This window comes from Rhizobium sp. GW821-FHT14E12 (assembly GCF_058803745.1).
The window spans coordinates 347,524-373,633 of record NZ_JBXAPH010000003.1 but is presented as its reverse complement, the minus strand read 5'-3'; the positions used below and the strand labels follow the sequence as shown (position 1 = coordinate 373,633).

Genomic DNA, 26,110 nt, shown 5'->3' with positions numbered 1-26,110 from the left:
CTTAGTCAGGTAACAATCATCATGCGCTCACTTTTCCATCTCGCCTATCACGTCACCGATCTCGATGAAGCCCGCCGCTTTTATGGTGGCGTGCTCGGTTGCGAGGAAGGCCGGAGCACGGATACATGGGTCGATTTCGATTTCTTCGGCCATCAGATCTCCCTGCATCTCGGCAAGCCGTTCGAAACGACGCGCACCGGCAAGGTCGGCGATCATATGGTGATGATGCCGCATCTCGGTGTCGTCCTTGCGCTCGACGACTGGTTCGCTCTTGCCAAGAGGCTGGAAGACGCCGGCACGGCGTTCGACATTCCGCCCGTTGTGCGCTTCGAAGGGCTCCCTGGCGAACAGCGCACCATGTTCTTCTTTGATCCGAGCGGAAACCCGATTGAAGTCAAGGGTTTCAAGGATTTTGACAGCGTTTTTGCGCACTAAGCGAGAAAAGGAGCCAGTCGAATGATTGCGCTGGTAACGCGTATCTCCGATGAGGCCGAGCACCAGTGGCTCGAGGCGCTCTCACTGCGGATGCCGGATGAGAAGATCGTCTCGTTCCGGCACCTCAATGAAGAGGACCGGGCGGCGGTCGATATCGCCATCGTCGCCAACCCGGATCCGATGGATCTCGCCCGCTTGCCCGGCTTGACGTGGATTCACAGTCTTTGGGCCGGCGTCGAACGCCTCGTCAGCGAAATTGGCGATAGTACATTGCCCGTCGTGCGTCTGGTCGACCCGCAACTGAGCTGCACCATGGCCGAAGCCGTTCTCGCCTGGACCTATTACCTGTTCCGCGACATGCCCGCCTATGCCCGCTTCCAGCGGGAACGCAGCTGGCAGCAATTGCCCTATCGACGTCCGGAACAGATTACCGTCGGCCTGCTCGGACTGGGTGCGCTGGGCGAGGCGGCCGCACATCGTCTGACCGATGCCGGTTTCAAGGTGATTGGATGGAGCCGCTCGGCAAAGGACATCGTAGGGGTCGAAACCCACTCCGGCGATGATGGTCTGAATACAGTCCTGCGCGGATCCGATATCTTGGTGTGCCTTCTGCCGCTGACGTCGGAGACGCGGGGGTTGCTGAACGCAGAAAGGCTTGCCCTCCTGCCCGCGAATGCGTCCGTGATCAATTTCGCCCGTGGACCGATCGTGGTGAGTGAGGATCTGTTGCAGGCGCTCGATACCGGCCGCTTGAACCATGCGGTGCTGGATGTTTTCGACGTGGAGCCCTTACCCGCCGATGCACCCTTTTGGGATCACCCCCGGATCACCGTGCTGCCGCACATCTCGGCCCCGACGGATCGCGAAACGGCGGCGGCGCTTGTAGCCGACAATATTCGAACCTTTCGTCGCACCGCCACGCTTCCATCCATTGTCGACTTCGCGCGCGGATATTAAAGGCGGCATGCCGCCAATGCGCCTCTCTTCAATGCAAGCAAACCTCTTTGGGAATTGAATGAACATGACGTCACCTCAACGCACTGTCTACGTCAACGGCCAGTATTGCCCTGAAACAGAAGCCAAGGTCTCGATTTTCGACCGCGGTTATCTTTTCGCGGATGCCATCTATGAAGTCACCTGCGTGCTCGGTGGCAAGCTCGTCGACTTCGATGGTCACATGGCACGACTGCAGCGCTCTCTGCAGGAACTCGACATGGTGATGCCGATGTCCGTCGATGAGCTCCTGGCCATCCACCGCAAACTGGTGGCAGCCAACAATGTCGATGAAGGTCTGATCTACATGCAGATTTCCCGTGGCTCGGCCGATCGGGATTTCAATTTTCCGCCCAAGGACACGCCGCCGGTGGTCGTCATGTTCACCCAGTCTCGGCCGGTTATCGAAAGCCCTCTCGCCAAGCGCGGCCTGAAGATCATCTCGCTGCCGGACATCCGCTGGGGTCGCCGCGATATCAAGACTGTCCAGCTTCTTTACCCGTCGATGGCGAAGAACGCCGCCTATCAGGCTGGCGCCGACGACGCATGGCTCGTGCAGGACGGATATGTCACCGAGGCATCCTCGGCCAATGCCTATATCGTGACGGCAGACGACAAGATCGTCACGCGCAAGCTTTCATTCGATATTCTGCATGGCATTACCCGCGCCGCCGTTCTCCGGCTTGCCGCTGAATCCGGCTACACGCTGGAGGAAAGATCCTTCACCATTGAGGAAGCGCTGGCTGCAAAGGAGGCCTTCATCACCTCCGCCACCTCTTTCGTGACCGCTGTCCTTGAGATCGACGGCGTCACCATCGGCGAAGGGGTCATCGGCCCTGTCAGCAAACGCCTGCGGGAAATTTACGTCGAAAAGGCAGTAGCAGCGGCAAAATGATGCGATTGGGATGATAGCCGGGGCCACGGGGAATTCGCCCATTGGCCCCGTCGCAAACGGCTAGCTGCATCGGTCACGGCAATCGAGCATCGCGCGTAAGCGCCGGGATAGCGCCGCTCTTCTACCAGATGGTAAAGCCGGCATCGGCCTTCACGGTCGTACCGGTCATCAGGCTGGATGCGTCGCAGGCGAGGAAATGCACCACCGAGGCGATCTCGTGCGGCTGGCCCATCCGGCCCATCGGCGTATCGCGCAACCAGATATCCACCACGTCGGGATCAAGATTGAGGACCTTCGTCATCTCGGATTCGATATAGGTCGGCGCCACCGCGTTGACGCGGACGCCGCGCCCGGCCCATTCCGCCGCCAGCGAGGCGGTAAGATGATGCACGGCGGCCTTGGAGGCGTTGTAGTAGGTCTGGTTTTGCGGACGATTGACGATGTAGCCGGACATCGAGCCGATATTGATGATCGAGCCGCGTCCCGCCTTCAGCATTGGCCGGCCGAAGGCGCGGTTGCACCAGAACACACCGTTGTAGTTGACGTCATTGACGTTCAGCCAGAGTTCGTCCGGCGTATCCTCTGCAGGAATGCCGGAGCGGGCAATGCCGGCATTGGCGACGAGAACGTCGATCCGACCGAATTTGGCAAACACCTCCTCGGCAGCCTTGTCGACGGCAACCGAATCCGTCACGTCGAGGATCAGGACATCGGCGTCATAGCCCTTCGCCGCCAATGCCTGCTTGCCGGACTGGGCGATTGCCTCCTCCCGGTCGATGATAACGATCCTGGCACCGGCCTCGGCCAGTGCCTCGGCGCAGGCAAGGCCGATACCGCGTCCGCCGCCGGTGACGACGGCAACCTGCCCGTCCATTCTGAACTTCTCAAAGAACATCGAACTACTCCATCATTTATGGGGGATCAGACGCGCCGGCCGCTCTTCCTCTCGAAGAGATGAACCCGTTCGCGGTTGATGAGCAGCGGTATTGTCTCGCCCGGGCGCAACGCGATCCGGTCCTTCACCACCGCATTGATAGGGTCGCCCCCGATATGGGCGAAAATTTGCGTTTCGGATCCGGTCGGTTCGAGCACCGAGATCGTTGCCGGAAGGCCTTCGCCCCCGTGCTCGATATGCTCCGGGCGAATGCCGTAGATGACCGGCTCACTGTGGACAACCGTGCCCGCAGGCACCGGCAGGACGGCGCCTTTATCGCTGACGAAGACCGTCTCGCCATTCACGGCCGCCAGTTGGCCACGCACGAAGTTCATCGCCGGCGAGCCGATGAAGCCCGCGACGAAGACATTGGCGGGGTGGTCGTAGAGGTCAAGCGGCGCGCCGATCTGTTCGACCAGGCCATCGCGCATGACAACGATCTTGTCGGCCATGGTCATCGCCTCGATCTGGTCGTGGGTGACATAGATCGTCGTGGTCTTCAGCCGCTGGTGAAGCTCCTTGATCTCGACGCGCATGGTCACGCGCAGCTTGGCGTCGAGGTTGGACAAGGGCTCGTCAAACAGGAAGACCTGCGGATCACGCACGATGGCACGACCCATGGCGACGCGCTGGCGCTGGCCGCCGGAGAGCTGCTTGGGATAGCGGTCCAGCAGCTTGCCGAGATCGAGAATTTCGGCGGCTTTCCTGACCTTGGCCTCGATTTCGCTTTTTGGCGCACCCTTCAGCTTCAGCGGAAAGCCCATATTGTCAGCGACATTCTTGTGCGGATAGAGCGCATAGTTCTGAAACACCATGGCGATATCGCGGTCCTTGGGCAGCACGTTGTTGACGACCCTGGCACCGATCGAAACCTCGCCGCCGGAGATGGTTTCAAGCCCCGCGATCATGCGCAACAATGTCGATTTGCCACATCCGGACGGACCCACGAGAACAACGAATTCGCCATCTGCTATGTCGATGTTCACGCCATGAATGACCTGAAGACTTCCATATTTCTTGATGACGTCCTTGACGGCGACCTGAGCCATACCAATCCCCTATTGCGGCAATATGATCTGCATCTTGACTTCGCCCCTCGGGGCGGATGCAGCGGTTTCAAAGGCGCCGACGCTGTCTTCGAAATCGAATGTACAGGTGATGAGAGGTTTGACGTCGATTGCGCCTGACGACAGCATGGCCACGCAGCGCGGAAAGACATGAGCGTAGCGGAAAACATGTTCGACGCGAGCTTCGCGCACCATGGCCTTGCCGACATCGTAGTGGATCGGGTGGACCTGCGACCCGATGAACACCACTCGCCCGCCCGGCGCCAGCGGATCGAACACACCCTCGGCACCCCTAGGGTGGCCGGAGCATTCAAACAGGATTTCCACGCCCCAGCCGTCCGTCGCCGCGAGAATCTCGTTGACGAGATCCTGATGCTGCGGGTTTATCGGAATAACCGCACCCAGTTTTGCGGCAATCTCGAGCTTTGCGTCATCGATATCGCTGACGAAGACGTGCGCGCAGCCGGCCGCCAGCGCCGCGAGTGCGGTGACCAGCCCGATCGGGCCGGCGCCGATCACCAGCGCGATATCCCCTGGCTTGACCTGTGCCTTGGTGGCGGCATGGACGCCGACTGCCAGCGGCTCGACCATCGCCGCTTCGGCGAAGGAAACATTGTCGGGCAGCTTGAAGGTGAAATCGGCGGGATGAACCACCGTTGGCCGCAGAACGCCATGGATCGGCGGGGTTGCCCAGAAGCGCACACCCGGATCGACATTGTACATGCCCATCCGGGTGGCGCGGCTATTGGGATCGGGAATGCCCGGTTCCATGCAGACGCGGTCGCCGACTTTCAGCGATGTGACATCCGCCCCGGCCTCGATGACCGTGCCGGACGCCTCATGACCGAGGATCATCGGCGCCTTCACCTGGAAGATGCCGGTGCCGCCATGGGTGTAATAGTGCACGTCCGAGCCGCAAATGCCGACCGTGTGCAGCTTGATGCGAACGTCACGAGGCCCGAGCGTTTCCTCTCGCTCGATGGGAAAGTCCCGGAGCGACAGTTTCATCTTTTCTTCCAGAACCAGTGCTTTCATGGCCTATTCCATTTCTCGATTTCAGAAGGGCATTCGGCTTCAGCCGCGCCAGACGATCAGGACCCCCAGGGCGACGGCCAGCACATGGCAGATCGTCAGTGGGATCGATTGTTCGAGGAAGCGCATCCAGAGCAGCTCAAGCGCGACAAACAGGTAGATGCCGACAAACACACGGTCGAACCAGTTGGTGACGATCGGCAGGAAGCCGACCCGGTCCTGTTTTCCAGCCACGACAGCGGCCGGTGCATCCTCAGTTTCGTCAGGATCGATTTGATGTTGCATCGCTCACTCCTTGACCGCGCCGAAGGTCAGACCGGCCACGATATGGCGCTGGACCATCGAGAAAATGATGAGGGCCGGGATCAGGGTGATGACCGCAATCGCCGCCATCGTGCCCCATTCGGTCCCGGTGGTCGTGACATACTCCGAAAGGCCGGTGGTGATGGTGCGGGCGTTGAAACTTGTGAGGGTTGCCGCCAGCAGGAACTCGTTCCAGGCAAATACCCAGGTGAGGATGAATGTGACCGCCAGACCCGGTCTTGCGAGCGGGAAGACGACTTCGTGGATCACCTGCCATGTCGAGGCGCCGTCGACGGTGGCGGCTTCGTCGAGCTCCTTGGGAATGCCGTCGATGGTCGGTCGCAGCGTCCAGATCGCGAAAGGCAGATTGAAGGTGCAATAAAGCAGGATCATGCCGATCTTGGTGTCGTAGAGCTTCCAGTCGCCGAAGGTAAAAACCTGGGTAAACAGCAGGTAGAAAGGCAAAAGGAACACGGCGGCGGGCGCCATGCGGTTGGTGATCGTCCAGAAGAAGATGTTCTCCTTGCCGGCGAGATCGAAACGGGACAGCGCGTAGCAGGCCAGAAAGGCCAGCACAGTGACCAGAAGCGCATTGCTGGTGGAGATGATCAGTGAGTTGATCATGTAGCCGCGCAACGTCTCATTGTTGATCACGTTGATGTAATTCTTCCAGTAGACCGTATCGAGGATCAGGCTTGGCGTGGTGAAGAGATCCACCGCCGGCTTCACCGAGATGACGAACAGCCAGTAGATCGGAAACAGGGTCAGCAGGCTCAAGAGGAGCCAGAGCAGCAGGTAAAGGATGGGGCGTTGCTGGCGCATCAGAACGTCCTCTTCTTTTCGCGGCGGGCGACGAGGGCGACATAAAGCAGCCAGCACATGACCAGCGTCAGGTAGAGCACGATCACCGATATGGCCGCGCCATAGCCGTAATCGGTCTTGGGAAACACGATCTTCCAGATATGCAGGCCGACATAGCGGGTTGCCGCACCGGGACCACCCGAGGTCAGCATCCAGACTTCATCGACGGTGCGCAGCGCATCCATCAGACGGATGAACACCGTCGCGAGGATGGCAGGCCGGATCATCGGCAACGTGACGTGCCAGAAGATCTGCCAGCGGTTGGCGCCATCTATCTGCGCCTGTTCGAACGGCTCCTTGGGCAGGGCGAGCAGCGCCGCGAGCAGGGTGAGCGTCACCAGCGGCGTCCAATGCCAGATGTCCATGATGACGGTCAGCGCAAAGGCAGCGCTGGCATCGCGACCAATGTTCAGGTCATAGCCGAACCAGTGCTTGAGCAGATAGGGAATGATGCCGATGCTCGGCGTCGTCATCAGGCGCCAGACAGAACCGACGACGATGGGCGCAACGATGAGCGGCAGCGTATGGATCGTCCTGAAGAAGCCGCGGCCCGGGAACTCCCGCATGAACAGCTGGGCAAGAGCGTAGCCAAGGGCGATTTCGCTGAGCACCGCGAAGAATGCAAACTTGGCGGTGACGGCGATGGATCCGAGAAATTCCTGGTCGAAGACAAGCCGGCGGAAATTGTTCGCGCCATTATAGGCCATGGACGGATCGGCGCCGAACGGGTTCCAGTGATGAAACGCCAGGTAAAGCACATAGATAAAGGGTGCGATGCCGAATATGCCGAGAATTGCTATCGTCGGGGCAAGCATCAGCCAGCCCACAATGTTGGAACGCATGAACCTTGTCTCCCGGAAGTCGATGCCGGCGCCGCGGTGTCACCTTGCGCCGCGGAGCGCTGAATGCGCGTCCCGGGCGGCCGCTCTTGCGGCTGCCCGGGCAGACTTGCACTGGACTATTTGCGATAGCCGAGGTTCTTCAGCTCCGCTTCGGCAGCCGCCGCCATCTGGTCAAGTCCGTCGTCGGGCGACACTTCCCCCAGCAGGATCCTGTAGAAGATCGGAGCCGTTGCTTCGCGCACCTGGGCGTGGAAGGGGTAAGGAGGGGCGCCGGCAAACAGCTTCCCGTCATCCTTCAGCATGGAATAATAGCCGTTGAGCTTCTTATCCATTTCGATGATTTTCGGGTCGTCATAGGTTGCCGTGTTGGTGATGCGTGGCGCCGCCACTGCCCAATCGGCCTGGACTGAATCCTGGCCGATGAACTGCAGGAACAGCAGCGCCGCCTCCTTGTTCTTCGACGTCACGGGGAGCCCGAAGGCACCGCCATCATAGTAGCCGATATAGCCCTTGCCACCCTTGACCTCATCGAGAACGGCAGGTTCGGTCGGCGGCAGCGCCACGCCGACATTGCCGACGACCTTCGACTTTTCAGCGTCGCTGGCAATCCAGGCCGCGTTCTCGCCATAGACCAGACCCTGTGCGACACGGCCTGCGGCAAATGTCGTACCGACTTCCGTCCATGTGCTCGCCGCCGATTCCGGTGGGGCGATGTCACGCAGATGCAGCCAGTATTTCAGCGCCTTCTTGGCTTCCGGGCCGTTCATCGTGCCGCCGTTTTCGACGGTCGCCGCATAGTTCTTGGAAGCGTCGATACCCCAGTTGAACACGCCGAAGGTTGGTGCGACGGACTCGAAGAACTCATACCAGGACGCTGGGTGGCCCGTATGGGCCTGCGCAGTGGTGCCCCAAAGCTCAAGGCCGTTGTCCTTGCCGTATTTGGTGAAGAATTCCGCGATCTCGGTGTATTCCTCGTGCGTTTTCGCCGGAACGAGATCCTTGCCGGTCTCCTTCTTGAACGCCTCCTTGATCTTCGGATCGTTGAAGAGATCGGTGCGGTAGAGGTATATCTTGATGAAGGCTTCCATCGGGACGCCGAAGAGATCGCCGTCGGCATTCTTGAAATAGTTGGCGAAGGTGGTGAAGTGCGTCTCGTCGAATTCGGGCGCCTTCAGCGATGCGTCGTCCTTGAGCGATTTGGTGATATCGACAAGGAAGTTACGGGCCAGATAGGCGTAGATGATGTCCTGTTCGATATAGACCATGTCATAGATGCCGGTCTTGGCTTCCATGTCCTTGATGGCCTTGTCGTACATCTGATCCCACGACGTGGTTTCGATCGCGACCTTGATCCCGGTCTTCTTTTCGAATTCCGGCGCAAGCACATCCTTGATGTAGTTGGAGGGCGGCGTGCTCTCGGTCACGCCATGCAGAACGACGCCCTTGTATTTCGCTCCGGCATCCGACCAGAAGTCAGCCTTTGCGGGCATGACAGTCGCCATGAGACTGATTGCGAGTGCCGCAAGTCCAATTCCATTTTTTCCGATCATAAACTCTCCTCCCAGAGTGTTCGTTGTGCTTGCGGACGGCTGTCGACAAGCATCCTGCCCGGCCCAACCACAGTCGGGGCCTCGAAAATCCGACGCCCCGGCTCCTCCCGGCGGTCGAATTTCATCTCGCTATCATGGTTGGATACCGCAGCTTGTTTTTGTGGACCCGCCTCCATGCGCGTCCAGCGAGCTTAGTATCGGTAAAAACCCTCTGCCACGCGTGCTTTGCGGCCGACCTATACTTTTTCGCCGACCGCTCCGATGCCGGCTGAAAAGGCGCGGATTTCCCGGAACGGGTCCGCGCGCGCCTTGGTGCCGATCTTGTGGGCGTTGCGGCGGTAATCCGACGGCGTGCGACCGCAGACCTTGATGAATTGCCTGTTGAAATTGGCGATGCTGTTGAAACCGACCTCGAAGCAGATATCGGTGATTGGCCGATAGGTCTGCGTCAGCAGCGAGCAGGCCGCATAGACGCGCGCCAGAATGACGTAGCGTGCAAATGTATGGCCGCTTTGCCGCTTGAAGAAGCGGGAGAATGCCTGCGGCTCCAGCCCGCACAGCCGGGATACCGAGGCAAGATCGATATCGTCGCTGTAGTGCTCCAGTACATAGCGCATGGCAACATCGAGTTCCCGTGGCAGCTCCACGGGCGCCGAGGCCGGCGCCAGCCGCGAGAGCCTTCGGCGATCACCGGGACTTTGGGCCAGGGTGACCATCAGCCGCAAAAACAGGACGACGCGCTCCGCGCCATGGGCAGCGCCGATCTGGGCGAGCAGTCGCTGCCCGGCCATCGCGGTCGCGCCGGAGAATTCCACTCCATAGACCGCATCTTCAAGGAGCGGACGGATGCCGGCGAGCTCCGGGCAAAAGCCGGTGACGCGGTCGGCCCATTCGGCACTGAACTGAATCAGCATGTCGCGGTTCTGGATCAGGACGCCGGGCTCGATATCGCTGACCCAATTGTGCGGGACGTTGGGTCCAGTCAGAACCAGGCAGCCCGGCTCAAACTCACCGATGTAATCGCCGACCATCATCACGCCCGAACTCTTGCGCGTCAGGTGCAGCTCATACTCGGGATGATAGTGCCACTTGGCTCCAAAATACGGGTAATCGTGCATATTCCAGCGGAAGGATTCCGCGGGCGCACATATGACCATTTCAAAGTCCGGAACGATCCTTAAGTCAGCCTTCATGGCTAGAGCCCCCTCCCCGGATTGGATCGCAAGCATATCGCTGCGCCCAATCTGCCATCCTGCGTCACTCGCGCCGGCAAGGGCTCCTCTCCCTCTTCGGCACGGCGTATGCGAAAGAATTCAGTCTTCAATTTGACCCGGCATTGCTCGCGGGATTGTGTTCGAGAGTCTCGGATTTTCCCGCAAAATTGCGGCTTTGCCATCTGGGGCCGCCGCAATACTGCTCTGCGAACTCTTTACCCGGCACAATTTGTGCATATATGTTGCACTAAATTACAAATTAGCGCTTTTCCGTTGAGTGTCAATACCAAACCGGCATGAGCATTGAGGCGCGGATGTCCTGGGTATGAGAGGGTATTCTGCCCGAAAATCAACTAGAAGCACGCCAGCCACCCTCCGCATCTGCAAAGCCCACGCATACGAAGCGACTTGACATCGACGTCGATCGGTTATTTTGTTGTTTATAGCAACATATAGAATATTCGTCGGGGGAGGAGAATTACATGGGAAGATTGGGTATCCATTCGTTCGTCTGGACGGGCGGCAGCACGCAACGCATGCTCGAGGACGCGATGGAAAAATCCGCCGCGTGCGGATACAAACTGATCGAGTTCGCCTATCTGCGGCCCGAAAATTTCAATCTCGACCAACTGGCCAAGCGGGCACGATCGCTCGACCTGCAGATTGCCGTAACAATGGGCTTGCCGCTCGGTGCCGACGTGTCGAGCGATGATGCCGAGACGGTCAGGGCCGGTGAACGCATGCTCGCCGATGCGGTCAGGGCCGTTCGCGACATCGGCGGCACCAAGCTTGGCGGCATCCTTTACTCCGCCCATACCAAATATAGCCGGATGCCGACCGAAAATGGCCGCAGAAACAGTGTTCAGGCCATCGCCAAAACCGCCGATATCGCCAGGGCGGCGGGCGTGGATCTCGTGCTCGAAATCGTCAATCGGTTCGAGACGAACCTGCTTAACACGACGGCGCAGGGGCTTGCCTTCATAGAGGCGACGGGTTCCGATCATGTGCTTCTGCATCTCGATACGTTCCACATGAACATCGAGGAAGCCAATCCGGCTGCGGCGATCCGGCTTGCCGGTGACAGGATCGGTTATTTCCACATCGGCGAGAGCAATCGCGGCTATCTCGGCGACGGCTGCATCAATTTCGACCTGGTGTTCGATGCGCTGCTCGATATCGGCTATAGCAGGGACATCACCTTCGAGTCATTCTCCAGCGCCGTCGTCGACGAAGGCCTGTCGCTGGCCTGCGCCATCTGGCGAGACACGTGGACAGAGAACATGCCGCTTGCCGAGCATGCCAAGGCCTTCATCGATCTCAAAATGCAGGAAGCGGTGCGACGACGGGCCACCAACGCACGCCCTTGACAGTGCCATATCATCAGCGGAAGCAGTGGTGAAAAGCACGGGCTCGCGCATATCGACATTTGCGCGAGCCTCTATTGCACCACCACTCGTCCGTCCTTCACGAAATTAACGGAGATCACTGTTTGACTGAGCTGGCGGTAGCAACGAGTTCACCACGGGGAATCCGCCAGCGCAACGAGCTGGCGGCGTTGCGGGCTTTGTATCAGTTCGGCCCGCTTAGCCGGGCGGAACTTGCCCGCAGGCTGGGGCTCAATCGCTCTTCGTCCGGCCATATCATCGCCGGCCTGACGCTTGATGGACTGGTGCGCGAGGTCAGCGAAGGCGACCAGGCGCGCGGCGGCCATGCCCATGCGGGGCGGCCTGGAATCATGATCGAACTGGTGCCAGGCGCGGTCTATTTCCTGGGCATAGAAATAGGCGTGGAGCATATCAGCGCGGTCGAAATCGATCTCGGCGGCAACATCGTCTCGACCACGGTCGAACCGTTTGACGGCGCATCCGCCGGTGTTACCGCCACCGTCGAGCGGGCGATCCAGATGGTGCTGGGGGCCATTCCGTCTTCAAGGCTGGAGCGCTGCGAAGGTATCGGCATTGCCGTGCCGGCGCAAATGGACAAGCACGGATTTGTCCGGCTGGCGCCCTTGCTGCGCTGGGAGAACGTCCAGCTTGCCGAACTGGTGCGGGATGCCCTGCCTGTTTCCGTGCCGGTCGTCGCGGAGAACGACGGCAATGCCTTTGCCATCGGCGCGTCTTACGGGCGAAACGACAAGCATAGCGGCGTGACGCTGTTCCTGGTCATGGAAAGCGGGGTTGGTGGCGGCATCATTGCCAATGGCAGCCTGTTTCGCGGCGCCAACGGACTGGCGGGCGAGATTGGACACCTGAGAATCTCCAGCGCATCGGAGCCGAGCCGCAGCCTGGAGGAGGTGCTGGGCCTGGAACATATCATGACGGAGTACCGCAAGGTGCCGGCTGTCGCTGCCCCGACATTCGGGCATTTCCTTGCCGATGTACGCGATCGTGTACCGGGCGCGGTCTCGATTGCGGAGGAATGGGCAAGAGCCCTGGCTTTCGGCCTGATCCAGGCCTGTCGCGTCATCGATGCCGACCGCATCATCCTTGGCGGTTCCGTCGCGGCTCTTTACCCGCTGATGGCGGCGCGCGTCGCTCACCATATTCAGTTGGCGCAGGAGGCAAGCTTTCCATTGCCCTCCATCGGCGTGAACGAGGAGGAAACGGTCGGTCCCGCCTTCGGCGCGGCCTGCATCCTCCATCAACGTTTCCTATCACTGGAAAGCCAACGCTTTGCGGAGGAGGCAAGCTGAGGGGGCAGCATTGCAACGGTGCAGCGCCTTGCTTGTCCGAGAAACACTACGGCCCGCTGAGGAGCCGGCGGACAGTTAAGAGATAAAGAGGAGGAGACTAGGATGACTCTGAAACAATTCAGGCTGGACGACAAGGTTGCGCTCATTACCGGCGGCAATCGTGGCATCGGACTGGCGATTGCCCAGCTTTTCGGCGAAGCCGGAGCGAAATCCGTTCTGACCGCACGCCGCGACAATCCGGAAGCGGACGCGCTGCTGAACGCTGCCGGCTATGACTATGATTTCGTATCCGCCGACGCCACGGACCCGGCCGCGCCGGACATGCTGATCCGGCATACGATAGCGAAATACGGACGCATCGACATTCTTGTCAACAATGCCGGCGTCGCCGTGCATGGCGATACGCCGGATTTCGATGATCACATGCTGGACACGATCATGTCCACCAATCTCATTCAGGCCTTTCGCTTCTGCCGCGCCGCAATGACGCCGATGCGCGCGCAGGGTGGCGGGGTCATTCTGAACGTCGGGTCGATCTCGGGATTCATTACCAACATTCCGCAGAATCAGGTCGCCTACAATGCATCCAAGGCTGCGGTTCACATGATGACGAAAAGTCTGGCCAGCGAGGTCGCGGCTGAAAACATCAGGGTAAACGCGGTCGCGCCGGGCTACATCGACACCGATATGACCCGGGGCGGCTTCGCCATACCGGAATGGGATTCCGTCTGGCGGCAAATGACCCCGATGGGGCGCTACGGCCAACCGGAAGAGATCGCCAACTGCGTCCTGTTCCTGTGCTCGCCGGCCGCAAGCTACGTCACCGGTGCCGTGCTCGTGATTGACGGCGGCTACATGACCCGGTGACGCCAACCTAAAAATAGTCAGGAGGAGAATGAAACATGACCAACAAACTCGAGGGGAAAGTCGTCGCCATCACTGGTGCCGCATCCGGAATCGGCCTTGCCTGCAGCAAGATCTGCCTTGAATCCGGCGCCCGTGTCATCCTGATCGACCGCGCGGAAGACAGGCTGAACGCTGTTTGCCAAGAGCTTGGCGATAACGCGATCCCGCTGGTGATCGATCTGGCCGACACCGGCAGCATCTCCACCATGATGCCACAGATCCTTTCAAAAGCCGGGAAATTGGACGTCTTCCACGCCAATGCAGGCTCTTATATCGGCGGCGATCTCATCGATGGCGATCCGGATGCCTTTGACCGGATGCTCAATCTCAACATCAACGCGGTGTTTCGCTGCGTACACGCGGTCCTCCCGCATATGGTGGAGCGCAAGACCGGCGATATCATCGTGACCAGTTCCGTGGCGGGCCATGTCCCGGTAGTGTGGGAACCGGTCTACACGGCCTCAAAACATGCAGTGCAGGCCTTCGTCCACACGGTGCGGCGGCAAGTCTCGAAACATGGAATACGCGTGGGGGCGATCGCACCCGGTCCAGTGGTGACGGCGCTCCTGAAGGACTGGCCGCCGGAAAATCTCGAAAAAGCGATGGCAGCCGGCAATCTTATCGAGCCATCCGAAGTCGCCGAAGCGGTCTTGTTCATGCTGACACGGCCACGCAACGTGACGATCCGCGATCTCGTGATCCTACCGCAGAACTTCGACATCTAAATGGCTAGAGTGCCGCTACTCGCCTTGCTCTTGGAACAATTGCGGCATTCACTTGCCTGGTGCTCACGAAGGGTGCGTCCGTAAGAGCGGACGCATATCGCCATTGTTCTCGAGCATGCGACTGAAGCGCTCCTCTTCAACGGGCCGGCTATAGAGGTAGCCCTGAATCTCGTTACAACCACTTTCGACGAGGAACCGGGCCTGCTCTTCCGTTTCAACACCTTCTGCGATCACCTCCAAACCCAGCTTCTGGGCAAGCGAGATAATCGCCGAGGTTATGGCCATGTCGTCGGCGTCGTGCGGAATGTCAGCGATGAATGAACGGTCGATCTTGAGGCGCGACAATGGAAATCTTTTAAGCGCGCTGAGGCTCGAATAGCCTGTTCCAAAATCGTCGACTGCGAGCTTTATGCCCAGCGTCTCCAATTCGTGCATTCTGGCAATCGAGCTGGCGAGATCTTTCATGATCAGACTCTCGGTGATTTCAAGCTCAAGCCATATTGGATCGAGGCCGCTCTCACTCAGCGCGGTCGCCACAGTTCCGATCAGGCACTTTTCCTGGAACTGTCTGGCAGAGACATTGACGCTGATCCTGATTGGTTCGAGCCCTTTATCCTGCCATGCCTTGGCTTGCCTGCACGCCGTCCGGAGGACCCACTCCCCAATTGGCATGATGAGACCCGTCTCTTCGGCAAGCGCAATGAAATCTCCAGGATAGACAAGGCCCTCGCTTGGATGGTTCCAGCGGATCAACGCTTCAGCCGCCACTATCCTGCCGGTTCGGACGTCCACCTGCGGCTGGTAATGCAACACAAACTCGTTGCGAAGAAGCGCCTGGCGGAGTTCGTCGGTCCGGGAAAGCTTCCTTCTAACGGTGGCGGTCATTTCCGAGGTGAACAAAGCGATGCCGTCGCGACCCAGCTCCTTGGCCCGATACATGGCCATATCCGCGGAAGCGAGCAGGTCTCCCGCGGTCTTGCCGTGGTTCGGATAGCTGGCGACACCGATGCTGCAAGTCACCCTGAGTTCGATATCGTTGAGTACGATCGGACGCGCAACCGCTTCTCTTATTGCAGTCAATCGATCCAGACCGCTCTCGAGATCCATTTGCTCAAGAATAATCACGAACTCGTCTCCCCCGATCCTGGCGAGAGAACCCTGATCGCTTGTCAGCTCGCAGATCCTTTCAGCCACGATCTTCAGCAGTTGGTCGCCGACCGAGTGACCAAGGCTGTCATTGACGAGCTTGAAATTGTCGAGGTCAAGGAATGCCAGTGCCACTTCACTGCCTATGGAATCGGCCGTCTGCATTGCAAGGGTAAGTCTTCGATCCAGCAAAGCACGGTTGGCCATCCCCGTCAGGGGATCGTGGTCGGCGAGAAACCCGATCCGTGCCTCGGCGCGATGACGGCTGATTGCTATCCCGGCCATGTGCACGGCGAGCGAAACAAACTCAGAGAAATCCGATTGATATTGTGAGCCCTTGGACGAATAGAGAGCCAGGACGCCTTCGATCTGGCCGTCGACGTCGGAAATTGCCAAGCAACGGCACTGATGGTCAAGTTCAGAGACATTCGCTCGATCAAAGGCGAGCTTGAGTGCCTTCGCGGCGGCTCCAAGATCTGTGGGAACGGTGCGAATGAATGCCGCATTGGCGCGCCTGCGATACTTTTCATTCAGGGTGGGCGCAGCCGCCAGACGCAGTTCCCCCGGATCTGGCGCGACCGTCAGGAATGCAGCGTGCACACCTTCCGCGAATCCAGCAATCATCCCGGCAAGTTCTTCGAGAAAATCGGCAAGAGGCATTCCGCGCGCTATCATTTCGAGCAGGCCGGACTGAGCGCGCATCCGTCGTTCTGCCGATTTCTGCGCGGTGATGTCACGGGAAACCCCGACGATGCCGACTATCGTTCCGGACGCGTCTCTCAGCGGGACACGCGTGATCATCAGCCATCGTTCCCCATCGCCACGAAATGCCAGCTCCTCAGCCCCGAAATGTGACTGTCCTGTCTCAGCTACACGACGTTCAACATCCGTGGCGATTTGCGCTACGTGGCGCGATAGGAAGTCGAAATCCGTCCGTCCAACCAAATCCTTCAGATGGGATAGTCCGTTGTTGGCGACGACCGCCTGGTTCGCAAACAGGAAGCGTCCTTCCAAGTCCTTGGCGTAGATATAATCGGGGATTTGGTTGATCATGTTTTCCAGCCAACATTGGCGCTCGGCCAAGTCAGCTTCGTGGTGAAACTCCTCCGACGCCCTGCGCGACATGGCTGCATTCGGAGCCGGCTCGACCTCGGAGAATGAGATTGGCAATTTGCCGTCCGCAATGACGCCTTTAGCCACGGAAATTCCTCGGAACAGATAGGAAAGACCATTCTGCTTTTGCGAGGTTATGTTCGGGTGAACGTCAATTCATTGCCGAGACGAAGCTGCGATCATGGTGAACGAGTCCCTAAGGCGTTATGCCCGTGCCCCTTTGGTTCATTTTTGTTACTTTCCTTCGCGAAATGACCCTTCTTCCGTTTCGCGCTGACCCAACAGGATTGGAACCCGGAATAACAAGCCCACAAGCGGGTCCGCGCAATGGCTCATTGGAAATGCCATGACCGCCGCCTTCGCCTGATTTTACAAAACCACCCCTCAGGGTTTTCCCAGCAGTCCCATAGGGTAGCCTTCCATTTCCTCGGCAAACACCCAGCCCTGCGGGCAATTTATATAGCGGGTGCCGGAATCCGTTAGTCGGCACTGGGACATGCGCTCGGATTGGGAATAGCGGGCGGGTTTTCGGCACAACGTTTCGCCACTGCATTCCGGACCATGATCCATCGGCAGGGCCATAACGAAATATTCAGAGGCCGGACCGCCGCGACCGACTTGTGCAGTCGCCCGAATACAGACCAGTTGATTGGGTCGCATATGCAATTCGTGCCCTGTCGTCCTGCTTCCCGTGGTAGCAACCGTTCCGCGCAAGGAAACAGGCTTCTCGTTGATCCGGCCGAAATAAGGGTTGGTTACGCAATCGCCATGGATGACCACTTCGTAAAAGTCGCCCCGCTCGAGATTGCCTGCGATGCAATCGCCGTTTACATCGGTGCTGCAATCGATTTTCGCGGCGTCAAGCAGTCTTGCAAGTTCCGCGCTGGAAGGATCCCCATCTCCCGCAATCGCCGGAACAGGCACCGCCAGGCAAGACCCGATGGCGATCGTGCATATCCATTGTCTGAAGCTCATTCTCTTCATACTCGTTCCTCAATATTGCTGCCCCACCGGTTTGGGCGACGACCGAAATACTGGCCAGACGCCCGATCGGCGGCCAAGCCGAGATCACCGTTCCCCGTGCTTACATGCTCTGGTCGGAGACGCGGATTAATGTCCAGCACGGCTGCTGGCTGAATTCGAATTCCATATATGTGCCGTCGTCGGTGCCACGGAGCACGACCTGCTTGTTGCCATTCGCAAGGTTCTTGAATTCGGACTGGAGGTTCCGATCCTTCAAGAAGGTCATGTCCGGCATTACCGGCCACTCCACCACCGAAAGCGGCACCTTCTTGCTCGTCTTTTTCGGCTCCGGCTGGGCATCCGTATCAAGCCCCTCGAAGATCACCGTGCGGGCCGTGGATTTTTCCTGGACGGCAATTTCGTGGCTGAATCGGGTGACGAATTTCTCGAAGGTTTCGTTCGGGCAAGCAGCAGTCGTCAGGGCAAATGCAGGCTGGGTAGCAAGCATGAGCGCAACAACGGCGCTGGAAATGCGTAAGGTGTTGTTCAGCATCAAAATTCTCTCCATTTCTGCATCCGCGCGCCGTCTTTCATTTGGCGGTTGGCAATCCGTTTGCGATCCAGGCTTCAAGACCGCCGCGATACCAGTATGTTGTCCAACCGAGCGTTCCGGCGCGCAACGCGCCATTGTAGGACGATCGATCCTTCATGCCTTTGCCGAAGAAGATGACCGAAACATTCTTGTCGCCGCCGCTTTTCTTCTCCAGCCAAGCATCGAGGGCTGGCTGCAATGCGTCAGTAACACTGCCATCTTGTCCTGCATCCGGGAGCACATAGGCGTCCGGCAGGGTCTCTTGAGACCCGCGTGTGTCGATGAGGATAATTTTCTGCTTCCCATTGAGCAGTTGCACGAGCTCGCTCGTTTTCACGATTCGTGCACGAGAATGAGAATTGGGCGTCGCGCCATTGTAGGGCGCTGGGAACAGCATGAATGTCGGAGGCACTCCATCATCGCGCAATTCATCGACAGCGTCTGTTTTCACCTCAGTCGCGCCCGTCTCTCCCGCCGCAACGTCTGCTGCGAGAGGAGTCATACCATTGACGGTTTTCATCTCGACGTCGGAAATCATAACCACCAGATGCTCAATCAGGTCGTAGCATATGGTGATCGAAGCATCATTTGAGCTGTACCAGGCGTTCAGTTCGCCACAATCGCGAAATACAACGCTCAAGGGGCGAGGCAGAACATAGCTGTCGCTCAGCCTGCCAAAGAAAATACTCTCCAAAGCACTGGAATAGGATTGCGCAAGAAGATTGCCGACTCGACGGCCTGAGGGCTCAAAAGTTACGTTCAGGCGCGGTCCGGGTGCATTTGCAGGCTGCAGCCCTTCTGGTGCCCACCGGTCGACCCGCGTATGAGGCGCAAGCAATGTACGCCAGGCACGATTCTGCTTGTTGAATTCCTGTCCGCAGCGCGCCCGTGTGCGATCGTCAAAACCGATACTCTCTGTGAGCGAGTTGAAAACGGCAGGATTTCCGCCATACAGGATACAAAGTATATTCCGGAAGCGCTTCAAGTCCGCTGTATGTTCATCCTGCCACGGCGTCGAACCATCGCCTTTCTGTTCTGCACGCTTGCCGCTATAATACCATTGGAGCGCAGCATAGGTTGCAGTATTATTGCTTGAATCGTCGTTGATCTTATTGCCGGACGGATACATGGTCGGTTCGACGACACGCAGAGCAGAGAAGATATCCACCGCATCTTCTTCAGGGCCAGTGGAGGGCAGTTGCAATTCATTGATCAACGCGTGACCGAATTCATGCATAAAGATGCTCTCGATTAATCCCAGGTAGACGGAAATTGTCAGGTCGCTGTCGCCACCAAAATTTGGCAACGGTCCAGCCAGGCCGTCCGTACCGTTGCCGTTGACTGGCGTGGCGGTCGTCTTGTCGGCTCCCCCCTTTGGCGGCAATTTGCCATTTTGTCCCACCGTTTGCGGATCGCCTGAAACTGGTTCCGGCGTTATGCTAAAGTCGGAGATACCGAACGTACCGATGTCATAGGCCATGACGCCAATTCGCACACCAAGAGCCGCCGAATCCTGGATGTCGCCGATTTTGGTCCCGTTCAAAAAGAAGCGCGCTGTACCCGGCGCCTCGATCATCTCGATGACGTCGGAGCCGTCCATTCGGGCGGCATTTGGAATCGTCGCAATATCCCGCACCTTCTGATCTTCGTTGCAAAACAGATGCGCTGTTTTGTCGGCGGAAACTTCCATCAAGCAAATCGCGCTGCGAAAGGGATTGGATACCACAATGCCCACGGATGCACCGGGTTTGCGGGAACTCACAACAAAATTCACCTTCGTCCGGCGGCCGGATTCGGGAGGTGGTCCGGTATCTACGGCAAGCGTCTGTTCGCGACCTTCGAACTGTTCGTTGCTTAAAACGAACCATCCATCTTGTGTTGCAGCCGTCCATCCCTTCGCCAAATTCGCGGGCACAATCGAGGAGAGCGGGCCAAGCTGTTTTGCATAATCGGCGCGCGCGGGAAAATTCCAGGCAATCAAAGCCATGATGAAGATTACGCCACGTAGAAGCATCCCAAATTACCCAATCCAGATCAGAATTTGTGGTACAGAACACGGAGGCGTTCCGAATGAATGCGAGGTGGCTCGAACGTACTCGAGGTATGATCGCCCTCTCCCGTGGTCTGCATCGTCTTGCCCTCGCACACACGCAAACGATACCCGTAGCTATGGCTGGCTTCGGTTTGCCGGAGACCGTCATGGATGCGAACATGGTGATGCCACATCATGGCGCCGTAACGCGCTTGATCACCACCGATGCGGTTCACTCCTTCAGTGGTCAACTCCACTCCCGACATATTGCCGGCACTCTTTGGCCTGGCCTGTTTCTGGCCTTCCTCGGACACCGGAGGTATCGGCAACCGGCCGCTGGCATGGGCTGCTGCCGCTAGAAGAAAGACCACCGCGCCGAGTATGACTCCTCCCGTTTGAGATTTGTATCTCGTCACTCCACTTGTCCTCTGCCGGTGGTACCCACAGACGCCCCGCCTACGAGGCACCTCATGCAACCCTCGTCCTTCGCGTGTCTTCGTGACGGATAAGTAGCGCCTCAAATACCCCAATAGTGCCTGCGGAAACCATTAGTACGGATGACCTACTGTGTTGTGGCGGAAACACATGTTAGGGAGAGTGCGGGGCTGAACTGTCCCAAACAGTCAAAATCTCGCCTACGGAGCAGAGGTTGCTCAGAGAACGCATCATCCTCGCCGATGACCATCCGGTTTTCCGCGATGGCCTGCGCCGGCTGATCCAGCGCAATGTGCCCGAGACGGAGATTGTCGAGGCCAACGATTTTGACGAACTTCTGGCGCTTGCTCGTGCCGGACCTATGCCGAGCCTCCTTGTCGTCGACCTCATTTTTTCCGGGAGAAGCATCGAAGAGGCCCTGACGGGATTGAGGCAGGAGTTTACGCGCTCCTCGATCGTCGTGGTTTCCATGATCGAAGACCAGGCCATAGCGGAGCGCATCATGGCACGGGGCGTCAATGGCTTCATCAGCAAGAGCTTGCCGCCACACGAGATCATTGCAGCACTCGCGGCAGTCCGCGACGGCGATCTCGTTCTCCGGCTCGATGCTTCGGGCTCTTCCATTCCCGAACGCGACGACGAGATATCGACGCTGACGCAGCGCCAGTTTGAGGTTCTTCGCATGCTCTCCGCAGGCAAGACCAACAAGGAGATCGCCGTGGTCCTCGGCATCTCGCCGTTCACGGTCAGAATCCATGTTTCCGCATTGCTCAAATCCCTGGGAGTTTCCTCCCGCACCGCCGCTGCAGCGAAAGCGGTCGCTTACGGACTCTTTCCATGAGCTGGAATACGAAGCTGACCCTACTGCCCATGGCTGAGCAGCGAATATCGAGTTGTGGCCATTCCGAGAATGGTGATCCTTGTCGAGAGAACCTGCAAAAGCCAGGGGATTATCGAATGCTTCCAATCGGGATCAGAAATTTCATATATCTTGCCCTGGCCGGGACCTGCCTCGCAGTGACCTCCGCCGCAGTCGCTGCGCCCAAACAATGTGCAATCGGCGGATGGTCGACCGCCGCCGGCCCCGATGGGCTTCCTGTGCGAGCCGGTCCATCTATCGACGCTTCGGTCGTCGGCCATCTGCCACCATTCGTCCCCTACGAGGGCGGGCTTCACTTTGGGCGTGGGCCGGAATTTGAGATTCTGGAGGCCGATAACGGCTGGTTTCGGATCGGCAATGTCGGCGTACCGAAGATAGAGGATGGTGACGTCGTGGAAACGACGCCTCTCGATGTGAAGGGCTGGATATCCGGCGAAGCGATCTTTTTCGTGATCCAGTCCACCAAAGGTTTTGCTCAGCCGGACAACCGGTCACAGGTCGTTTTCACCGCCGATGACTGGTATGGCCCGCGAGAAGACTGGCTGCGCGTGGCCGATTGCAGCGGTGAATGGGTAGAAATCGCCTATGGCAAACCGGAGCAGGAAAAGCGGGCCTGGTTTCGGGGCGTGTGCCCCATTCAGGAAACAACCTGCGACGGCGTTGGTGGCGACAATTGACACTGTTGCGGAGCGGCGTCATCGATACTGCTTAAAGCGCTCGTTCGGGACGATGTGATTTCGGCATGTTTTCACGGTCAATCAAGCGGGCACCCCGGGGGAGGTCAGGCCGACAGTGGCAAGCTCATCCCGCAACGGCATTTCTCTGTCGTAAAACCTGCGCTGTCAGGACGGATCGCAACTCGGCCGGCCGGACCGGCTTCGACAGAATCGGGATCGTGATATCCCCCAGATCCGTGCGCACGCGGGTCTCCTCATGCCCAGTCATGACGATCGCCGGAACATCGCGCCCGGCCAGTTTTCGCACTGCCGCGATGCAATCGGTTCCCGTCTGGCCCTGGCCCAGGTCAAAATCGGTAATGAGAATATCGAACTCCGCGCCTTCGGTTGGCGCCGCTGTTTCAGCCTGCACCGAACATCCCCACTTCTCCAGTAGCATGGCCGTCGCAAGCAGCACGTCTTCGTCGTCCTCGACCAGCACGATACGAAGCCCCTCGAGGACAGGTGGCAGCCTGAGAACGGCAGGCGTCGCCCTTGCGACCGGCAGAGGCACGATCTCCAGCCCGTCGATGATCACAGCCGTTCCCTCGTCCTTCACCGAACGTATGGAGATCGACAGGCCCATCAGGTGGCCGAGGCGGCGCACGATCGGCAAACCGAGCCCAACGCCATCGACGTCCTTATCCCCTCGTTCGCGAACCTGGTAGAACTCTTCAAACACCAGAAGCAGATGCTCCTCGGCGATACCGCCGCCGCGGTCGTATATCTCGATCGCGAGCTTGCCGCCGCGCCGGCGGCAACCGATCAGAACCGGCTGCCCGGGCGCATATTTCAAGGCGTTGGTGACGATGTTCTGGATCATGGTCGTCAGCAATGCCTCATCCGCCCGTACGTGGCACCTGCTCGGGACGGCTCGCAACGTAACCTTCGCCCACTGAGCCGCCTGAGAGTTCTGCCGGACAACATCCTCGATCAGCGTGCCGATCGATACCGCTTCCATCTTCGGGATCACCTTGCCGCTGTCCAGCGTGGAAATATCAAGCAGGGAGCGGAAGAGGTGCGACAGGCTTTGCAGGGAGCGGTCGATATTTTCAACCATCTGCCGCTCCTCGCGGCCGAGACCAGCGTCGCGCAGGCAGGCGGTGAACAGGCTGATCGCATGGATGGGTTGCCGCAGATCATGACTCGCCTGGGCGAGGAAACGCGATTTGGCCACGTTCGCTTCATGAGCGAGATTGGAGGCTTTCTGCAGACGCTGAATCAAAACAAAGACGTATCCCGGCACCATGATCGCCGTGACGATCAAGGTGAGCACCATGTAGGGATTGGCTTGCCAATAGTCGTTGAGAAGCGTCGACACACCGATAGCGGCAAGGGCGGCGCCGGTTGCGACGGCGAGGTAGGACGTGCCGAACCGCAGGCCATTTCCCACTGTCACCCATAACAATGTCGCATAGACCGGCAAAGTTGTAGCCCCTCCCACAGACATTGCGAATGTCATGGCGATATAGTCACCCATCATCGCCGCGCCGCGCCGCCAGAGATAGTTTCCCGGACGTTTGATGGTGTCGTAAAGCAGGAGCCAGACGAACGGAAAATAGAACGCGGAATATATGCCGAACACCGTGACAAGCACACCTGTCCTGTGCGTCAGGACAAGTGCCGGAATGATGTAAAGAAAGAAAAGCGGGACGACGATGATCCGCACGATTGCCTGCCCGCGCTCGGCATCATAGTGATCCCCGTCCTTTTGCCCCAGCAATCGCGAAATACGCACACGGGACCATTTCAGTCGTGTCCTGGCGGCCAGCTCCGCGCCGATCGAAATCATGAATGTCTCCTTTTGATAAGGGACCAGGCTAAGCCGGCATCTCTGGGCAGCGTTGCCTGACGGAGCGCCACATTAGCGACGATCACCTCGACAGCTCGCTTTCGAAGATCGACAGACAAGGCTATCGACCTCTGTGCTGACCTCCTTCGCCAGCACACTTTGAATCAGAACACAGCTGATTTGCAAACCCACCTCGATCCACATCTCCATGTCCGAATGAGGTGCATGTGCCGCTAGTACAGATGACCTAATGGGCACGGCGTTGCTTTCCCGGTAATCAATTCCAGCGCCTAGGCATAGGAGTATGCCGCTTCTCGAGGGCTTACAGGGATGCTCTTCCTTTGCGCACGATTGCGCTGAAATTCCGTTTAACAGCGAAACCTGCGACTCTACTCCAGATTGCCGGGAATTCAGGGAAAAACCAGCCGGATTATCCCGCCATACCAAAGGTGAAGACGTCATGAAAAAACTGGTTGCCACGGCAATATGCCTTTCCCTGACAGGCTGCGCGGGTTCTCCGATCGGCAATGCACTCAGTAATCAACGCTACCAGACCACCTGGGACATCATGAATAGCTGGGTCGGTTCATCGGAAGACGATCTTGTAACCTCGTGGGGCGCTCCGGATAGCAGTTACACGCTGTCCGACGGCTCCAAAATCCTCTCATACGAGCATGTATGGAAAAAGAGCAGCATCCATGCACAGGAGTTCAGATACAACGCCGCCGATGATTACCGGAACTGCGTGCAGAAATTCCTGATCGAAAATGGAACCGTCACCAAATGGGACGCTTCGGGGACGTGTAAGAGAGTCCCCGATGGCAGCAAGCTGATTTCAAAAGACACTCCAATCCCACGGCCAACACTGCGGTAATGGATGGTGCAAGACCTCGCCCAACGCAGCGGGAGATGGAAATGCCAAGTATCCCACGTCCCTTATGGCCGATATTCTACGCTGTGGTTGCAGTATCGTTGCTGCCGCTGACAAGCCATGTCGCGGCGGGGAAAGATGCAGTTCTCTCCGGGAGCCCCGTAAAAACAAGGATCCGTGGCATGCTGGAGGAAGTCTATGCGTCTCGAAAGCCGGTCCGTTTCGAGCAAATCGACGTCAGCGAAATTGTCCTAAAGCATTTCCCAAGAGGAACCCGAAGGACAGCGGTAACCGAAGCATTGAAGAGTTCCGTCTCCTCGAAAATCACGAAGGATACGGCTGAAGAGCTGGTGGTGCGCGATGACAAGGGACGAGCCATGCTCGACCCGGATGCCCGGTCTCTGGTCATGACCTTCCGGTTCGATGCCGCCGGCGCGCTCACAGGCGTAAAAGCTATCTATCTCAAGAGCCAATAAGGATCAGCGCGCGGCGCGAAGCCTGCACTCCACCTGCCCGGCGGTCGGCTTGTCCCTGAATACGCGCAGCAAACCGTCTTCATAGGTTGCTTCAGCATAAAGTCTCATCAGACTTTCCCTCAAAACGATGCTTAGGAATTCATTGTCGATGTATCTGTTGGGAGCCTCTTCATCGTAGCAGGCGTGCCGGATCACTGTGACTTTGGCCAGCGGACCGAGTTCTCGCTCGAGAACCGAAAAAACACCGCCAGCGTAACCATGCTTGATCAAAATCTCCCGCACCCTGCCGGCTGAATCGCCCATAAGGACAACGCCGACCTCTTCATCATTCGATCGCGCGAGTGGCATGACACCTTTGCGAAGGGGCGCGAGGTCTCCCGAGCTTGCTCCATCGTCGGTCATGCGGTCTTTCGACCATGTCATGTCGGGCACATGACCATAAGCCGCGGCATCGTCAATGCGGGCGAACGTCGTCAGCAGAGCGCTTAATGGAGTTTGGTGCCCCCTGATAACATGATTATCCAATATGTCTGCCTGCTCTCGCGTAAATCGCGTTTGCGCATGCAGCATAGCTGGACTTGTAACGCCGAAAACCGCTGCCGCGAGCAGTATGCGAAAAGCCTTCATGCACCGGCACCTTCCAAC

General features: G+C 58.4%; 25 protein-coding genes. 11 read left to right on the top strand and 14 right to left on the bottom strand.

The window, feature by feature from the left end:
• Nucleotides 1-21: 21 nt before the first annotated feature.
• Genes AC1RO0_RS15050 through AC1RO0_RS15040 form a run of 3 tightly spaced genes read left to right on the top strand, consistent with a single transcriptional unit; the run spans nt 22 to nt 2,323 of the window.
• Nucleotides 22-435: a VOC family protein gene (locus AC1RO0_RS15050; protein ID WP_174162495.1), complete on the top strand. Its 414-nt coding sequence runs from the start codon at nt 22-24 to the stop codon at nt 433-435.
• Between the two features lie 21 nt (nt 436-456).
• Complete coding sequence (locus tag AC1RO0_RS15045) at nt 457-1,392, top strand: 2-hydroxyacid dehydrogenase (RefSeq protein ID WP_498593692.1); 936 nt, start codon at nt 457-459, stop codon at nt 1,390-1,392.
• 58 nt (nt 1,393-1,450) lie between these two features.
• Nucleotides 1,451-2,323, top strand: coding sequence for a D-amino-acid transaminase (locus AC1RO0_RS15040; protein ID WP_498593691.1), 873 nt, complete (start codon nt 1,451-1,453; stop codon nt 2,321-2,323).
• Nucleotides 2,324-2,444: 121 nt separating this feature from the next.
• On the opposite strand, the gene AC1RO0_RS15035 is transcribed toward AC1RO0_RS15040, so the two are convergent.
• The 8 genes from AC1RO0_RS15035 to AC1RO0_RS15000 all read right to left on the bottom strand — a co-directional run bounded on the left by AC1RO0_RS15035 (nt 2,445) and on the right by AC1RO0_RS15000 (nt 10,105).
• A complete protein-coding gene (locus tag AC1RO0_RS15035; protein WP_498593690.1) occupies nt 2,445-3,218 on the bottom strand; it encodes an SDR family NAD(P)-dependent oxidoreductase in 774 nt (257 codons plus the stop codon).
• Between the two features lie 26 nt (nt 3,219-3,244).
• Nucleotides 3,245-4,306, bottom strand: a complete 1,062-nt coding sequence (locus AC1RO0_RS15030) for an ABC transporter ATP-binding protein (protein ID WP_498593689.1) — start codon at nt 4,304-4,306, stop codon at nt 3,245-3,247.
• Between the two features lie 9 nt (nt 4,307-4,315).
• Nucleotides 4,316-5,359 (bottom strand): NAD(P)-dependent alcohol dehydrogenase, encoded by a 1,044-nt coding sequence (locus AC1RO0_RS15025; RefSeq protein WP_498593688.1) that lies wholly within the window; start codon nt 5,357-5,359, stop codon nt 4,316-4,318.
• Nucleotides 5,360-5,398: 39 nt separating this feature from the next.
• A complete protein-coding gene (locus AC1RO0_RS15020; protein WP_498593687.1) occupies nt 5,399-5,641 on the bottom strand; it encodes a DUF2160 family membrane protein in 243 nt (80 codons plus the stop codon).
• A gap of 3 nt (nt 5,642-5,644) precedes the next feature.
• Nucleotides 5,645-6,481: a carbohydrate ABC transporter permease gene (locus AC1RO0_RS15015; RefSeq protein WP_498593686.1), complete on the bottom strand. Its 837-nt coding sequence runs from the start codon at nt 6,479-6,481 to the stop codon at nt 5,645-5,647.
• A complete protein-coding gene (locus AC1RO0_RS15010) occupies nt 6,481-7,362 on the bottom strand; it encodes a carbohydrate ABC transporter permease (RefSeq protein WP_174162489.1) in 882 nt (293 codons plus the stop codon). The genes AC1RO0_RS15015 and AC1RO0_RS15010 overlap by 1 nt, the downstream gene beginning before the upstream one ends.
• Nucleotides 7,363-7,478: 116 nt before the next feature.
• Complete coding sequence (locus tag AC1RO0_RS15005; RefSeq protein WP_498593685.1) at nt 7,479-8,912, bottom strand: extracellular solute-binding protein; 1,434 nt, start codon at nt 8,910-8,912, stop codon at nt 7,479-7,481.
• Nucleotides 8,913-9,148: 236 nt separating this feature from the next.
• Nucleotides 9,149-10,105: a helix-turn-helix domain-containing protein gene (locus AC1RO0_RS15000; RefSeq protein WP_498593684.1), complete on the bottom strand. Its 957-nt coding sequence runs from the start codon at nt 10,103-10,105 to the stop codon at nt 9,149-9,151.
• 503 nt (nt 10,106-10,608) lie between these two features.
• Here AC1RO0_RS15000 and AC1RO0_RS14995 point away from each other — a divergent pair.
• From AC1RO0_RS14995 to AC1RO0_RS14980, 4 genes are all read left to right on the top strand, one after another.
• Nucleotides 10,609-11,493, top strand: coding sequence for a sugar phosphate isomerase/epimerase family protein (locus AC1RO0_RS14995; protein WP_498593683.1), 885 nt, complete (start codon nt 10,609-10,611; stop codon nt 11,491-11,493).
• Nucleotides 11,494-11,615: 122 nt separating this feature from the next.
• A complete protein-coding gene (locus AC1RO0_RS14990) occupies nt 11,616-12,818 on the top strand; it encodes an ROK family transcriptional regulator (RefSeq protein ID WP_498593682.1) in 1,203 nt (400 codons plus the stop codon).
• 102 nt (nt 12,819-12,920) lie between these two features.
• Nucleotides 12,921-13,685, top strand: coding sequence for an SDR family NAD(P)-dependent oxidoreductase (locus AC1RO0_RS14985; RefSeq protein WP_498593681.1), 765 nt, complete (start codon nt 12,921-12,923; stop codon nt 13,683-13,685).
• Nucleotides 13,686-13,720: 35 nt separating this feature from the next.
• A complete protein-coding gene (locus AC1RO0_RS14980; protein ID WP_498593680.1) occupies nt 13,721-14,449 on the top strand; it encodes an SDR family oxidoreductase in 729 nt (242 codons plus the stop codon).
• 63 nt (nt 14,450-14,512) lie between these two features.
• On the opposite strand, the gene AC1RO0_RS14975 is transcribed toward AC1RO0_RS14980, so the two are convergent.
• The 4 genes from AC1RO0_RS14975 to AC1RO0_RS14960 all read right to left on the bottom strand — a co-directional run bounded on the left by AC1RO0_RS14975 (nt 14,513) and on the right by AC1RO0_RS14960 (nt 20,250).
• Nucleotides 14,513-16,795 carry a putative bifunctional diguanylate cyclase/phosphodiesterase gene (locus AC1RO0_RS14975; protein WP_498593679.1) on the bottom strand — a complete coding sequence of 761 codons (2,283 nt, stop codon included), beginning with the start codon at nt 16,793-16,795 and terminating at the stop codon, nt 14,513-14,515.
• Between the two features lie 297 nt (nt 16,796-17,092).
• Nucleotides 17,093-17,692: a hypothetical protein gene (locus tag AC1RO0_RS14970; RefSeq protein WP_498593678.1), complete on the bottom strand. Its 600-nt coding sequence runs from the start codon at nt 17,690-17,692 to the stop codon at nt 17,093-17,095.
• Nucleotides 17,693-17,792: 100 nt separating this feature from the next.
• Complete coding sequence (locus AC1RO0_RS14965) at nt 17,793-18,224, bottom strand: hypothetical protein (RefSeq protein WP_498593677.1); 432 nt, start codon at nt 18,222-18,224, stop codon at nt 17,793-17,795.
• Nucleotides 18,225-18,261: 37 nt separating this feature from the next.
• Nucleotides 18,262-20,250, bottom strand: coding sequence for a DUF4344 domain-containing metallopeptidase (locus AC1RO0_RS14960; RefSeq protein WP_498593676.1), 1,989 nt, complete (start codon nt 20,248-20,250; stop codon nt 18,262-18,264).
• A gap of 694 nt (nt 20,251-20,944) precedes the next feature.
• On the opposite strand from AC1RO0_RS14960, the gene AC1RO0_RS14955 reads away from it, so the two are divergent.
• Complete coding sequence (locus AC1RO0_RS14955) at nt 20,945-21,571, top strand: response regulator transcription factor (protein WP_498593675.1); 627 nt, start codon at nt 20,945-20,947, stop codon at nt 21,569-21,571.
• Complete coding sequence (locus tag AC1RO0_RS14950) at nt 21,568-22,287, top strand: SH3 domain-containing protein (protein ID WP_498593674.1); 720 nt, start codon at nt 21,568-21,570, stop codon at nt 22,285-22,287. The genes AC1RO0_RS14955 and AC1RO0_RS14950 overlap by 4 nt, the downstream gene beginning before the upstream one ends.
• Before the next feature lie 124 nt (nt 22,288-22,411).
• On the opposite strand, the gene AC1RO0_RS14945 is transcribed toward AC1RO0_RS14950, so the two are convergent.
• The gene (locus AC1RO0_RS14945) at nt 22,412-24,118 is read right to left on the bottom strand and encodes an ATP-binding response regulator (protein ID WP_498593673.1); all 1,707 of its coding nucleotides are present in this window, start codon (nt 24,116-24,118) and stop codon (nt 22,412-22,414) included.
• Nucleotides 24,119-24,422: 304 nt separating this feature from the next.
• On the opposite strand from AC1RO0_RS14945, the gene AC1RO0_RS14940 reads away from it, so the two are divergent.
• Nucleotides 24,423-24,992, top strand: coding sequence for a hypothetical protein (locus AC1RO0_RS14940; RefSeq protein ID WP_498593672.1), 570 nt, complete (start codon nt 24,423-24,425; stop codon nt 24,990-24,992).
• A gap of 179 nt (nt 24,993-25,171) precedes the next feature.
• The gene (locus tag AC1RO0_RS14935; protein WP_498593671.1) at nt 25,172-25,465 is read left to right on the top strand and encodes a DUF6393 family protein; all 294 of its coding nucleotides are present in this window, start codon (nt 25,172-25,174) and stop codon (nt 25,463-25,465) included.
• A gap of 3 nt (nt 25,466-25,468) precedes the next feature.
• Here the strand turns inward: AC1RO0_RS14935 and AC1RO0_RS14930 are convergent, their stop codons facing one another.
• Nucleotides 25,469-26,092 (bottom strand): hypothetical protein, encoded by a 624-nt coding sequence (locus AC1RO0_RS14930; protein WP_498593670.1) that lies wholly within the window; start codon nt 26,090-26,092, stop codon nt 25,469-25,471.
• Nucleotides 26,093-26,110: the final 18 nt, after the last annotated feature.